The 13754-nt window shown below is 46.0% G+C and carries 10 protein-coding genes; 7 read left to right on the top strand and 3 right to left on the bottom strand.

Annotated elements, in window-relative coordinates; translation table 11 throughout:
• Nucleotides 1-16: 16 nt before the first annotated feature.
• On the bottom strand, nucleotides 17-1432 hold the full coding sequence (locus GZK95_RS07110) for a bifunctional NUDIX hydrolase/phosphatase PAP2 family protein (RefSeq protein ID WP_075715373.1): 1416 nt from the start codon (nucleotides 1430-1432) through the stop codon (nucleotides 17-19).
• Nucleotides 1433-1436: 4 nt separating this feature from the next.
• The gene (locus tag GZK95_RS07105; RefSeq protein WP_075709627.1) at nucleotides 1437-1910 is read right to left on the bottom strand and encodes a GNAT family N-acetyltransferase; all 474 of its coding nucleotides are present in this window, start codon (nucleotides 1908-1910) and stop codon (nucleotides 1437-1439) included.
• Nucleotides 1911-2374: 464 nt separating this feature from the next.
• Between GZK95_RS07105 and GZK95_RS07100 the strand changes: the two genes are divergently transcribed.
• From GZK95_RS07100 to GZK95_RS07090, 3 genes are all read left to right on the top strand, one after another.
• Nucleotides 2375-3346, top strand: coding sequence for a tripartite tricarboxylate transporter substrate binding protein (locus GZK95_RS07100; RefSeq protein WP_151148854.1), 972 nt, complete (start codon nucleotides 2375-2377; stop codon nucleotides 3344-3346).
• 169 nt (nucleotides 3347-3515) lie between these two features.
• A complete protein-coding gene (locus GZK95_RS07095; RefSeq protein ID WP_075709629.1) occupies nucleotides 3516-4028 on the top strand; it encodes a tripartite tricarboxylate transporter TctB family protein in 513 nt (170 codons plus the stop codon).
• Between the two features lie 17 nt (nucleotides 4029-4045).
• A complete protein-coding gene (locus GZK95_RS07090; protein ID WP_075715375.1) occupies nucleotides 4046-5572 on the top strand; it encodes a tripartite tricarboxylate transporter permease in 1527 nt (508 codons plus the stop codon).
• 50 nt (nucleotides 5573-5622) lie between these two features.
• On the opposite strand, the gene GZK95_RS07085 is transcribed toward GZK95_RS07090, so the two are convergent.
• Nucleotides 5623-8706, bottom strand: coding sequence for an HD domain-containing phosphohydrolase (locus GZK95_RS07085; protein ID WP_225623989.1), 3084 nt, complete (start codon nucleotides 8704-8706; stop codon nucleotides 5623-5625).
• A 364-nt stretch (nucleotides 8707-9070) separates the two neighbouring features.
• Here GZK95_RS07085 and GZK95_RS07080 point away from each other — a divergent pair, with 364 nt between their 5' ends.
• Genes GZK95_RS07080 through GZK95_RS07065 form a run of 4 tightly spaced genes read left to right on the top strand, consistent with a single transcriptional unit; the run spans nucleotide 9071 to nucleotide 13739 of the window.
• Nucleotides 9071-10468, top strand: a complete 1398-nt coding sequence (locus GZK95_RS07080; RefSeq protein WP_075715377.1) for a TolC family protein — start codon at nucleotides 9071-9073, stop codon at nucleotides 10466-10468.
• Between the two features lie 12 nt (nucleotides 10469-10480).
• Entirely contained in the window at nucleotides 10481-11455 is a 975-nt protein-coding gene (locus GZK95_RS07075) for an HlyD family secretion protein (RefSeq protein WP_075709633.1), read from the top strand.
• Nucleotides 11455-12618: an ABC transporter permease gene (locus GZK95_RS07070; RefSeq protein ID WP_075715378.1), complete on the top strand. Its 1164-nt coding sequence runs from the start codon at nucleotides 11455-11457 to the stop codon at nucleotides 12616-12618. Before GZK95_RS07075 ends, GZK95_RS07070 begins: the two co-directional genes overlap by 1 nt.
• On the top strand, nucleotides 12615-13739 hold the full coding sequence (locus GZK95_RS07065; RefSeq protein WP_075715379.1) for an ABC transporter permease: 1125 nt from the start codon (nucleotides 12615-12617) through the stop codon (nucleotides 13737-13739). The genes GZK95_RS07070 and GZK95_RS07065 overlap by 4 nt, the downstream gene beginning before the upstream one ends.
• Nucleotides 13740-13754 lie beyond the last annotated feature (15 nt).

The following is a 13754-nucleotide window of genomic DNA, read 5'->3' as shown; positions in this document are numbered from 1 at the left end:
CAAAGACCTAGCAATGCTAGGTCTTTTTGTTACAGCACATCAAGTAACCGCAACTGATCAGCACTAAGCTTGGCAATTGCGCCACTTTTACAATCAGCGACTTGAGGTTACTCGTATCCACATGTCCATGCAGTAGGATAAAACCAATACTGACCACAACCAAGATGATACTTAATGCGATTGCACGGCGCATACTCACCTGAGTCGGTAGTTTGAAAAGCACCACACTGAGCAACAATGCTATCGATGTCAAACTCAAGCCCAACATCATCGGCGACTGCCACAATGCGGTCAGTGTCGCTGAGAGTATTGATAATACCAACCATACTCCCTTACTTGAAAACCACTCCACACTGTTCGAGCCGAGTTTGGTTTCTAAGCGAGACATATGCCAAGCACACAACCAGCCAAACAACATCCCTGCTAAACTGTCCACCAAAAAGGTGCTGCCACTATAAAACAGTGCGATAACAAGCCACAGAGAGACAACCACGCTTAAAAGATTAAATCTCACCCCCACTCGCTCACCAAACTGGTTGCCAATCATGGCAAAAGCGATCGTCCAAAGTGTCAGCGAAAGGCTTGGCAATCCGAATCCGGTTTGTGCCGCTAAATTTAAACTCGGTTGGTAGGCAAAGGGTCTAGGCAATTGAAAACCATCTTTACCCAATTGGACCACCATCGCACCAAAAATAATGGTGAAAACTAATTTTAGGGTGAAATCTCGACCGAAATAGGCATAGCAAACAGGTAACAGTAATAACCACCATGGTGATGAAAATAGCAGGCCAAACATGATCAATGAATGCGCGGTATCTGCATACCACTCATCACTGTATAACAGCCATGCTTGAAATTGCGCGATCCAAGGTAATTCTAACTGATTTAAACTTGGCGCGGACTCCGCTAAAGACTCAACAAAGTTGGTCGGTTGAGAGGTTGCGTGTTGATACAGTTCTTTCACCCGTTGCCACTGTAACGGATAACGATATGCTTCAGCTTCAATGACATTAGGGTCAACCAAACGCGCTTGCGCAACTTCTATCCCGTAATGAGGAGCAAACCAAATCGGTAATGCATAGCCGCCTGCGGAATCTTGCTGGCTGAAAGCAATTAAATCAGAGTCTGAAACACAATCATAAAATACCGCTCTGTCTGAGCGCCCCAACTCTTTTCCAACCGTCACGACCAATCCAGTCTCTTCCCACACTTCACGTTGTGCAGCAAGTTGTGGCGGTTCATTTGCTTCAATAGTCCCTGCTGGTAATGACCATTTTCCGGTTAGGATTTCTTTAACCATCACCAAATTGTTGTCTGAGCGAATCAGACATACGGCTCCTTTCGGTGCAGTATTAGCCATACTAGACAACGAGATAAATATCAGCAGAAAGCCGAGAGCTTTAACAATATAACTACGCAAAAGTGTTTTCATTCCCTTATTGTTCTAATTTCTTTCTTAACCAATGAATGTGATGCTCAAAGCCCGAGTCAGAATAAAAGTCGCACGCCCCACGATTGAAATGCCATACTTCGACAAACACCTGCTTTACCCCATACTCAGCCAATCGCGTTTCCAACACTTGATAAAGCCGCTGGGCGACTTTTTGCTGTCTAAATTCTGGAATAACATAGAGTTCATCAATGCTACCCATCTGAACTGGTTTACTAACGGTGGATATTAACTCGCAAAAATGTCCAGTCACGAAAGCAATGATCTTATCTTGAACCGTGGCGACAAAAACCAGGCATTCTGGATCATCTAAATATCGTGCAATACTCTTTTCTTGCTCAATTTCTTCTGCGGTTTTAAAGCTATCAGGCGCTTGCAAATGGTGCTCATGGTGGAGCTGGAACATCAACTCATTGAGTTGCTCTAAGTCGGTCTCTTTTGCAGGACGAAATTCAATCACACAATCTCTCACTTAATCAATGGGCAACTGACGTTGCTTCACCAGAGATCCTACATCTTGATTGGCGCCGGGTATAGCTTGCAAAGTGAGAATATCAAATTAAAGCGATTATCGAACTTGTAGGTCAATTTCTCATTGTCCCATGCAACAAAGATCGAAACTCGGAGATTTCAATGAATCTAGCCGCAATTCTTAAATCCAACACAACCTCTGCGACACCCATGAACAAAATGAACAAAACGTCCACTATGTCCAATATTGCCATTATCTCTGCTTTAAAGACGTCAATATAACCACGATATAACCTTGCATTAATTTAATAACAACATTAGAAACACAGTTTTTGCATTACCCCCAATCTAGACATATGGATTATTGCCTCTAATATAGTTTGAGACATGATATTCAATATGTTGCAAACCTTATCTCTTGCGCTATGCGCTTCAACAGAAGGAACGTTAAACATGTTTAAGGGAATGAAAACCACTTTAGCAGCCTCTATTATTGCGGCATCATTTTCATTGAGTGCTTTCGCAGCAGACATTGAGAAAATCCATTTTCTCATCCCTGGTGGTGCAGGCGGTGGTTGGGATATGACCGCTCGTGGCACCGGTGATGTGCTGGTTAAAGAGGACTTGGTTGAAAATGTCTCATTTCAAAACCTTTCTGGTGGCGGTGGTGGTAAAGCCATTGCACATTTGATTGAAACTGCAGAACGTCAAGAAGATACCTTGATGGTGAACTCCACGCCTATTGTGGTACGTTCGCTTACCGGAGTGTTTCCACAATCCTTCCGTGATCTGACCCCAGTCGCGGCAACCATCGCCGATTATGGCGCTATCGTGACAACGCCTGACTCGCCTTTCGACACTTGGGAGGACGTAGTTAAAGCATTTGGTGACGACCCTAAAAGTGTCAAAGTGGCTGGTGGCTCGGCGCGTGGTAGCATGGATCACTTAGTGGTTGCAGCCGCATTCAAAGGCGAAGGCTATGATGCACGTAAGGTCCGCTACATTGCCTACGATGCAGGTGGTAAGGCAATGGCTGCACTGCTGTCTGGCGAAACCCCTCTTCTATCGACAGGTTTAGGTGAAGTCCTTGAAATGTCGAAATCAGGTCAAGTGAAAGTGCTGGCGGTCACCGCACCTAAACGTCTCGAAGCCGCCCCTGATATTCCAACTCTAACCGAATATGGCAACCAAACTGTTTTTGCAAACTGGCGCGGATTCTTTGCCGCTCCGGGAGCAAGCCAAGAGAAGATTGATCAATGGAACCTTGCACTGAGCAAAATGTACAACACCGAGCAATGGCAAGTCGTTCGCGACCGTAATGGTTGGATAGATAACTACAAAGCAGACAAAGAGTTCTTTGCCTTCCTTGAAGATCAAGAAACACAGATGGGCAACCTGATGCGCGAACTCGGTTTTCTAAAATAACCCTGTCGGCATCACTCACTATGGGCTGTTAACTGCAGCCCATCATCACAACTAAACGTCAAATTTGATTGCTAATCTCACCTATTTACTCATCTAGCCTGAGCAGAGCGCAATCAAGTCTGTATGCGTTGGTGACCTATTGTATTTCCTGGAGTATATGGAGTTTGATATGTCGGATTTACCGTCTCGCCCCCCTACGTCCTTCTTCTCTCAACATAACCTGATGTGCCGTGACCGTATCGCCGCACTGATATTTCTTCTTGTTTGCTTATGTTATGGCTATCAAACCTCTCAGATTCCTCTGTTTCCCGGAGACGAGTACGAACCATTTACAGCACGTACCCTACCAACGATTTTGACTTATCTCGGTATTGCTTTGTCACTGATGTTGCTGATCTCTGCAAACAAAGACGAGGAGCAACTGAATATGGCTACATACAACTGGAAGCTGCTGATTGGCTTTCTCGTGTTAATGGCCATCTACGGTGTTGGACTTACTTATCTTGGGTTTGTGATTGCCACCAGCGGGTTTCTTTTGGTCGGCTTTTACCTACTTGGTGAGCGGCGAAAATCGGTATTGTTTGGCGCTTCAATTCCATTTGTCGTTGCGTTCTATTTGTTGCTTACCAAAGGGCTGGATATTTACTTAGAGCCCGGTTTGCTGTTCTTAATCTGGTCATAAACGATAGGATCACAATTATGTTGGATGGAATCTTACAAGGATTATCAACGGCAATCATGCCGATGAACATTATGATGGTTGTCGTCGGTTGCTTTGTCGGGACCTTTATTGGCATGTTACCCGGCCTAGGCCCAATCTCAGCGATTGCCTTAATGATCCCTATTACCTATGGACTTGAGCCTTCCTCTGGTTTAATTCTAATGGCAGGGGTTTACTACGGCGCAGTATTTGGCGGCTCAACCTCTTCAATTCTGATTAACGCACCGGGCTGTTCCTCAACCGTCGTAACCGCTTTTGATGGTTATCCAATGGCGAAAAATGGCCAAGCAGGTAAAGCGTTAGCTTTGGCGGCCTACTCTTCATTTACTGGCGGAACGCTATCAGCCATCATGCTATTGGTCGCCGCCCCAATGCTGGCAAAAGTCTCACTCAGTTTTCAATCGTCTGACTACTTTGCGCTTATGGTATTGGGTCTATCGGCGGTAGCGGCTTTTGCCGGTAAAGGACAAGTATTAAAAGCGTGGATGATGACCATCTTAGGTTTAATGCTCTCAACTGTCGGCATTGACAAAGGCGTCGGTGTCGAACGTTTTACTTTTGGGCTGACTGACTTAATGGATGGATTTAGTTTCTTGCTACTGGCGATGGCGACCTTTGCTTTGGGAGAAACTCTAATGGGCATTCTGAAGCCGAGCAAAGATACCCGTGGCGAAGAGCAAGACAAACTGTCCAATATTGGCAGCATGAAAGTAACCAAAGCGGAAATAAAAGAAGTCGCACCCGTCTCGATTCGATCATCAATTTTAGGCTTTTTCACCGGTGTACTACCCGGAGCAGGAGCTACTATAGCGGCATTTTTAAGCTACGGCATGGAACGCAACCTCGCCCCCAAAGAGCAGAAAGAACAGTTTGGTAAAGGCAGTATACGAGGTCTTGTCGCACCAGAATCTGCCAACAACGCCGCCTCCAGTGGCTCATTTGTGCCTCTGCTGACTCTTGGCATCCCCGGCTCAGGCACCACGGCCATTATGCTAGGCGCGCTTATCGCCTATGGCATACAACCCGGTCCGCGCTTATTTGTCGAACACCCAGATGTGTTCTGGTCAGTGATCATCTCTATGTACCTTGGCAACATTGTACTGGTGATACTCAACTTACCTTTGATCCCATACATCTCCCGCTTACTGGCGGTGCCGAGAACGGTGTTATTGCCAATGATATTGTTCTTTTCGATCACCGGCGTTTACCTCGTATCCTTTAATACTGTCGACGTATTTATCATGATCATCATCGCCATTGCTGCCATCGCGCTGAGAATCGCGAATTTCCCGCTCGCCCCTCTGTTGCTTGGGTTTATTCTTGGAGGATTGATGGAAGAGAACTTACGACGCGCCTTGATGATCAGTGATGGGGAACTGAGTTTCCTTTGGGAGCGACCGATTACTCTTGCATTTACCTCCTTGGCTGCATTAATTTTGCTTAGCCCTTTGCTACTCAATGCTGTGCAAAAACTAATGCCAAAACGCGTCACCGCAACCAAGTAATACTCTTACTACTGGCATAAAAGAAAGGAGCTCTTTTGAGCTCCTTTCTTTTATGCCACTTCGGTATCCTGGACGTACTTACTTAAATCGATTTTATCAATCTGTTTTTCTGGTAAATACTGCTTCGCGTAACGCTCAAAACCCCCACTGGTTAAGAACAAGATAAACAAGTCATAATCAATGTGATTGTTTTTCGCCATGCTGTGCATAATATCGACCGCTACGCTTAAAGGCTTCGCCTTTTTATATGGACGGTCTGCTGCCGTTAATGCTTCGAAAATATCGGCGATGGCGAGAATCCGCTCTGGTATCGACAAATCTTTCCCGCTGAGCTTTCTTGGGTAACCCTTGCCATCTAACGTCTCATGATGGGTTGATGCATAACGAGGGACTCGCGCAAGTTCTGGTGGGAACGGCAACGCCTCTAGCATTTTTATCCCACTGGTCATATGTTCGTTAATTTTAAACCGATCCTCTGCGGTGAGAGTGCCACGAGAGATCGTTAGGTTGTATATCTCCCCCTGATTATATTGATACTCAGGAATTTCGATATCAAAGTTAAGCGCAGGGTCAAACTCAAGAGGACGAACTCGATGAATAATGTGTTCAGGTTTGTCGGCCAATAACTTCTCTTGCGTAGGCAGCGTTTCTTTTGCTGGCATCTTACTGAGCTCTTCAAATGGCGATAAACCAAGGCGATTGTCGAAATGTCTCAGCCAAGTTTGCTCCGCAATCTGTTTGACTCGCGCAATTTTATCATCACTCATAAACTCGCCGCCGACGTTTGCAGTGGCGATAAACTCAAAGTCTTGCTGTAACTGTGCATGCCTTTGATGCATCCGCTCAAACGCCTCTACTTTGGCACCTTGGTCGTTCACCACCGCTTTTAAATACTCGATTTCCGCATCACGCCACAACACTTCAAATCGAGTTCTGATCTCGTGGATTCGATTGTAATTCGCCTCAAGCTTAGTGCCTTTATCGACAATATGCTCTGGAGTGGTGATCTTGCCACAATCATGCAACCACGCTGCGATCTTAAACTCTCGGCGTTCATCTTCATTGTTGAACTTGAAATCTTTAAACTTACCGCTGTCGGTCTGCTCTGCAATTTCCGCCAACATAATCCCCAGCTCAGGAACGCGATTACAGTGACCTGCAGTATAAGGAGACTTGTCATCGATCGCTTGTGCAATTACGTAGATGAAGGCATCGATAAACGCCTCACGCTCTTTATGATAACGCTCGATCTCATCAACCATCTCCAACATCGATTCAGACAATTCATGGACTTCTTTGATGTGACTATCAACCAAACGAACCTTGGAGAACTGACGCTGTTTTATCGTTTGAGTTTCTTGACGTAACTGAGTAATCGGCCTCACGATCGGCGAGCCAAAAATCCACGCAATTGGCAAAATGATGATCATCGCCAACGCCGTGATCGCGATAGACGTCATTAAACGAGCCACCACCTGATCGGTAATGTGTTGTTTCGGCACAATCACAGCAAAGTACTCTTCCCCACCGATTCCTGAAACCGAAGAAACGTAGATATAGTTCTGCTTGTCGCTACTTTGAATCATCTGTTTATGGTTACTATCATCCAGTGCGAGCTCGAAAAGCTCTGGATAAGGCACAAAGCCGCCTTTTGAAACGTTTTCATCCAGCCATTTAAGTGTCAGCGCACTGTGCTGTGCTGCGCTGATATTCTGCAAAGCATTGTCAAATAACGGCAACAAAGCTTGATACTTGGGTTTCAACAACAACTCAAATGGCACACTTTCTAAACCATTGAGAGGACTCACTTCAATCGCTTCAGAGTTGGCGATCCCTCTCATCTCGTTTAAAGCCAAGTAACTATCAATCACGTAATCTATCTTACCGGCGAGCAACTGCTGTTTAGCGTCATCAAAACTCGCAACAGGCAATAAAGTGGCATTAGGTACAGCTTGCTGAACTAACTCTCCCATCCCTCTCCCCGCAATGACAGCTACCTTGGCTTGCTCAAGTTGATAAAGATTTGCGAGTAAGCTTCGCCCTGATAGCGAGGCGATACCAACGGGGGCAGAATATAAACTTAAATGACTGGCATCGGTTAGGTTCGCAAGCTCAAGAGTTACCGAATGTAATAAGTCTATTTTTCCTTGCTCAAACTTCTCTAATAGTGTTTGCGAGTCAAAACCATTGACGAACTCGAGCTTAACCCCTGTCATATCAGAGATGATTTTCAACTTATCTATCGCATAACCTTGCGGTTCACCCGCTTGGGCAAAGTCGTAAGGCCCCCAGTTGTTCTGATTAGAGACAATCAAGGTTGGGGTTGTTTCAACAAGGTCACGTTGCTCAGGAGTCAGAACTAACGGCTGAGATGCAGGAATCTCAATTTGCGATCGCTGGGTACGATTCGAAGCTATCACTTCACCATTGTGATTAAACAAAAACGCCTCGACGTTATGCCCTTCATCGATACCTAATGCATCCGCAGTAATCTTGGAGCTGACCGAAGAGAGAACAATATCAACGCCAATGACTGAGCTTTCGCTGCGCGTTGAGTAGGTCTGTCCGGTAATTTTAAGGTGTTTAAAGAGGTAAGGATCGGTTTTAAAAACAGAATCTTGTGTAGCTGAGATAAACCATGGTCGACGAGAAGGGAAATAGTTGCTGCGCTCAGACTCTATTCGAGTTCGAACCATATCTTCGGTCAAGTACTCGGTTGTTCGTAGCCGATTGGTGACATCGCCATTTATCTTGATCACCACCCACCTATCCTGAGATTGTGCCTTGATTCGTTCGCGTACAATCGGAGAGGATTCAAGATTAATAATTTGATAAAAATCATCCGCTTCATTGCCGTAGTACAAGCTGTAAAAAAGTGGATTGTCATTCAAGACTTGCACGAAGATATCGCGAATTTCTTGTTCACTTAATTGCTTGTTAGCAACTGAAGAAACACTGCGTAGTATTTGTGCGCTGCTAGTCGCGTTAATCTCAATCTGCTGAATATATTCACTGATGTCTGAACTCGCCATCGTCAGTTTAGTTAACACATGTTCTTGGGACATCTGTTTACTAAAGTAATATTGCAGACTAATCGCTATCGCCGCAGTAATAACGGTAGCGAAAATAAACATGCTTCCGACCGTAAAACGGATCGAAAACTTTCTAGCCGACGTAAATGATTGAATCATCGCGCTTACGCCCTCCTATGGCATACAAAGCGAAAATGGTCATACTTGCGTATTTGGCTCTCTTTTATATTGGCAAGATGACTTCTCTCGAAGCCTAGCGCTGTTCCCCACAGCCTCTCGAGTTATTAGAGCAGGTTAATTTTTAGACAAAAATAACCCTCTAGTACTAAAACAGTATCGAATTCGAAACACAAAAGTTCAAGCATGCGTACTGTTAAAGTTCTATGTTGTGAATTCATAAGCATTTTTTGCCCCATGCAATCTTAGAGTATATACTCTACACATCACTTTTTCGAAGCGGACTGTCATGAAACTACGCCCACTCTCACTGCTCTTTAGCTGCCTTGTTCTATCTCCCGTTGCCCATAGCGCAGCAATCAGCTTTGATGAGGCTTGGCAGCTGTTACAGCAAGACAACAACTCCATTGCCGCGCAGCGAGCGAACGTAGAAAGATACCAACACCTACAAAGCGCAACTGATGACCTCAACTTGCCAAAAGTGACCGTTGGCGCCAATTACACCCGTCTCGATCAAGATATCACCGTGTCTGGTAAGCAATTATTTGACAGTACCGGAGCTCATGTACCTACGTTGCCACCACCATTTAATCAACTGTTGGCAGGACTGGGCTCAGTCACCTCAACCGTCAGTGAACGTGATATTTTCACCTCATCGATTCGCGCAATTTGGCCCATTTTTACTGGAGGTCGCATTAGCGCAGCACAGAGTGCGGCGGAAGGCAAAACCGATGAAGCCAAAAGCCAACTGGCAATGGAAACCCAAGCTCGCTACGAAGATTTAAGCAAATACTACTTTAGCGTGGTACTGGCGCAAGAAGTGGTGAAAACGCGGGAGCTGGTTGAACAAGGGTTAACCAAGCATCGCGACAACGCCCTAAAATTGCAGCAGCAAGGTCAGATCGCGCGGGTTGAACGCCTACAAGCTGAAGCTGCTTTAGACAAGGCAAAAGTTGAGCGTAAAAAAGCACAAAAGAGCCTTGAAATCGCTCAAGCCGCGCTAAGTGAAATTCTCAACCAAACCACAACCGTTGAGCCAAGCGGTCAACTGTTTATTAACCAAAACTTGCCTCCATTGTCTGCCTTTGTCGATCAAACCTTAACCACCTACCCTGGTTTAGACTTGCTCGATGCCAAAGAGAAGCAAGCCACCAGCTTAATTAAAGCGGAACAGGGTAAGTATTACCCTGAAGTCTATCTCTATGGTGACTATAGCCTGCATGAGGATGATTCACTTGCCAGTCAGATGAAGCCAGATTGGCTAGTTGGCGTCGGCGTGAATGTTCCCCTGTTTGATAACAGTGGTCGAAGTGATCAAGTTCAAGCTGCCCATAGCGCGGTAAGCCAAGTGCGCTACCTTAAAGCGCAAGCCAAGCAAGACTTATCCGTTTTGGTCAAAAAGACCTATCTAGAAGCGCAGCAAGCGCAAGAGGAAGTCACTGGTCTTAGCTCAAGCATTGACTTAGCAAAAGAAAACTTACGTTTACGTCAAAAGGCATTCTCACAAGGTATTTCCACCTCCACTGACGTGGTAGATGCTCAGCTCTATCTGGCAAGCGTTCAAACCCAACGCGCTGCTGCGAGCTTTAACTACCTACTTTCACTATCAAAATTGTTGGCGCTGTCGAATCAAATGGACAGCTTCAATCAATACAAACACAACGCGATTGCGACGCAAAGCCTGTAATAAGGAACCACGATGAAAAACAAAAAGACTCTGCTACTCTCCGCTGCGGCAATTGCTATCTCTGCATGGGTGGGCGTAAGCTTCTACCAAGCTTATCAGCCAAAGCCGATGCATCTTCAGGGACAAATCGAATCGCAGCAATACAGCATCTCTTCTAAAGTGGCGGGACGAATTGACCAAGTATTTGTGCGTAAAGGTGATGAAGTCACACAAGATCAACTGATCTTTACCATTCATAGCCCAGAAATCGAAGCCAAGCTAGAGCAAGCCAAAGCCGGAGAGAAAGCGGCAGATGCCTTGGCAAAAGAAGCAGAGAAAGGCGCTCGTGAACAGCAAATTCAAGCGGCAAAAGACCAGTGGCAGAAAGCAAAAGCTGCAGCAGAATTAATGGAAAAAACCTTTCTTCGCGTCAACAATCTCTATCAAGATGGTGTAGTTGCAGAGCAAAAACGTGATGAAGCTAGAACCCAATGGCAAGCGGCAAAATATACTGAAAGTGCTGCCTTCCAAATGTATCAAATGGCAAAAGAAGGTGCGCGCTCTGAAACCAAATTGGCTGCCGCTGAAAAAGCGCGTATGGCAGCAGGAGCCGTTGCAGAAGTCGAAGCATTTGCGGCCGATACACAAATCAAAAGCTGGTTTAACGGTGAAGTCTCGCAAGTTCTGCTGCAAAGTGGTGAACTCGCACCTCAAGGCTTCCCTGTCGTGACTGTCGTTGACACCCAAGACTCATGGGCAGTGATCAATGTTCGCGAGGATTGGCTCAAACACTTCAAAAAAGGTAGCCACTTTAAAGCCTATCTACCCGCTTTAGACAAACAAGTTGAGTTTAAAGTGACGCACGTTGCGGTCATGGGGGATTTTGCCACGTGGCGCTCAACGGATGCTTCACAAGGTTTTGATCTTCGCACCTTTGAGATCGAAGCTCGTCCAGTGACAGAGGAGCCAGAACTGCGCATGGGCATGAGCTTGGTGGTAGAACTGTAATGACGTTGCAGCCACAAGCCGTACAGCAATGGCAAATAGTAAGGCGGGATAAATGGTTACTCTCTAGCCTTACTTGGCTACCGATTGTGCTTGCATTGAGTATCTGGGCGATTTTCTCCCAAGGTATTGCGCGCGATCTTCCTATTGGCGTCGTCGATCTATCTCATAGCACGATGTCACGTACGCTTTCTCGCTATTATGACGCAACATCAGCAATGGCTGTAACTGAGCAGTTACAGAGCACCCAACAAGTTGAGCAAGCTCTCGTCAGTGGCGATATCTACGCCTACGTTGTGATTCCGCACAACTTTGATCAGGATGTCTATAAAGGGCTCAATCCACAAGTCTCTGTGTTTTACAACAGTCAGTACATCTTGATTGGTAAGCTGATTAACTCTGCCTTTGTGCAGGCGCAAGGTACGTTTAATGCTCAGATAGCCACCATCGCTAACCTAGCGCATGGCAATCAAACCTTGAGCAGTGCCATGGGTAAAGCGGTGCCAATTCGAACTCAGATTACGCCATTATTTAATAAGAACAGCAATTACGCCCAGTTTCTTGTTTCTGCTGTGGTGCCGGCGTTGTGGCAAATTATTGTAGTGGTCAGCACAATATTAATCTTAGCAGCCAATCATCGACAACAAGGGCTGACCAAATGGTTCGGAGCCCATCCAGCAAAGAGTCTCTTAGTGACACTGTCACCATACATACCCATCTTTGCTCTACAAGGTTTCGCATTTCTGTGCTGGTTTTATCTTGGTTTTAAGTGGCCAATGAACGGTAGTCTACTTGTGTTGGTAGCTGGTCAGTTAGTTACCGTCATCGCTTGTATGATCATGGGTAGTTTCTTTTTCTTTTTAACCTTAGATCCTGCGCGTGCAATGAGTTTCGCGGGTGCTTTTACGGCGCCAAGTTTTGCGTTTATGGGGATTACCTTTCCCGTGACGGATATGGGAACACTTGCTCAATTTTGGCGCAGTTTATTGCCAATTAGCCACTATATCGAACTTCAAGTTAGTCAAGTCAGCTATGGGGCGAGTTGGGTAATCTCAGTGCAAGAACTCATCCCGATGGTGGGATATATACTGCCGGCAATACTCACTCTGCTGCTCGTCAAAAAACACCTTGCTGGTGAGCAAACTAAACAGGAGCAGCCACAATGAACCTGTTCGAACTGATTAAGGCCGAGCTAAAAGCACTGTTTACCAACCCAGTCGTGATGTTAACGGTGTTCGGTGGCGTAGTGTTTTACTCATTCCTTTATCCACTACCCTACAGTCATCAAACGCCGCGTGAGCAAAAAATTAGTGTCGTGAACTTAGATCACAGCCAAACTAGTTACCAATTGGAACGCATGGTCGATGCCACACCTCAAGTCCAAATTGTCCAGCGTGATACGACCATCGCGGCGGCGAAGCAGGCATTTCTCGCCCAAGAGGTGAGCGGCATCTTGGTGATTCCTGAACATTTCTATAAAGATCTACTGCTCGGCAAAAGCCCAACACTTTCATACGCTGGCGACGCGTCATACTTTCTCGTTTACGGTACCATCGTTGAAGGACTAGCCAGCGCTGGAGGCACACTCGCGGCAAAAACCACAGTCAGCCGTTTGGTGATGGAAGGCACCCCGATTGAGCAAGCGAGTAAACAATACGCAGCCACACAACTCAACATGAAACCGACGTTTAACCCTCGAATGGGCTACATTGATTACGTCGTTCCCGCCGTCTTTGTTTTGATTTTGCAACAAACACTGGCAATGGCGGCAGGCTTAATGGGCGGCACGCAAAAACATGGCAAAGGCTATTGGACTCATTGCCCAACAAGCCAGCTACTCGCTGTGCGTTGTCTGATCTTGGTTGCGATTTACTTCCTACTCAGCATGTACTATTTCGGGGCAAGTTTTAGCATGCAAGGGGTCAACCAGCTTGCGCAAGCCACCCATTTGCTAGCAATGCTACTACCTTTCCTATTGGGGTCTTGTGCGATTGGGATCTGGCTTGGTTCAATCTTGCCACGCCGGGAGTTAGTCACGCTGGTCGTATTGGTCAGCTCGATGCCACTGGTGTTCAGTGCAGGATTTATTTGGCCCACAGAATCTATCCCAAGTGTCATTGTTTGGATCGCAAACCTATTCCCAAGCACACCTGCGATTCAAGGTTTCTTAGCGTTGAATCAAATGGGTGCCAATTGGCAACAAACTGCTCCCTATTTCACGCAACTGTGGATACAAGCCATTGTCTGGTTAGCGATTGCTGGCTGGGCGTTAAAACGTCACAAGTAACCTTGTTAGTAGCAA

The organism is Vibrio panuliri (assembly GCF_009938205.1).
GTDB classification, from domain to species: Bacteria; Pseudomonadota; Gammaproteobacteria; order Enterobacterales; family Vibrionaceae; genus Vibrio; species Vibrio panuliri.
The sequence above is the reverse complement of the archived record's forward strand: the minus strand, read 5'-3'. Positions and strand labels throughout refer to the sequence as shown.

Excerpts from the sequence above, each read along its gene's own strand:
- GZK95_RS07110 (WP_075715373.1), bottom strand. The coding sequence starts at position 1,432 with ATGAAAACACTTTTGCGTAGTTATATTGTTAAAGCTCTCGGCTTTCTG.
- GZK95_RS07100 (WP_151148854.1), top strand. The coding sequence starts at position 2,375 with ATGTTTAAGGGAATGAAAACCACTTTAGCAGCCTCTATTATTGCGGCA.
- GZK95_RS07095 (WP_075709629.1), top strand. The coding sequence starts at position 3,516 with ATGTCGGATTTACCGTCTCGCCCCCCTACGTCCTTCTTCTCTCAACAT.
- GZK95_RS07090 (WP_075715375.1), top strand. The coding sequence starts at position 4,046 with ATGTTGGATGGAATCTTACAAGGATTATCAACGGCAATCATGCCGATG.
- GZK95_RS07085 (WP_225623989.1), bottom strand. The coding sequence starts at position 8,706 with ATGTTTATTTTCGCTACCGTTATTACTGCGGCGATAGCGATTAGTCTG.
- GZK95_RS07080 (WP_075715377.1), top strand. The coding sequence starts at position 9,071 with ATGAAACTACGCCCACTCTCACTGCTCTTTAGCTGCCTTGTTCTATCT.
- GZK95_RS07075 (WP_075709633.1), top strand. The coding sequence starts at position 10,481 with ATGAAAAACAAAAAGACTCTGCTACTCTCCGCTGCGGCAATTGCTATC.
- GZK95_RS07070 (WP_075715378.1), top strand. The coding sequence starts at position 11,455 with ATGACGTTGCAGCCACAAGCCGTACAGCAATGGCAAATAGTAAGGCGG.
- GZK95_RS07065 (WP_075715379.1), top strand. The coding sequence starts at position 12,615 with ATGAACCTGTTCGAACTGATTAAGGCCGAGCTAAAAGCACTGTTTACC.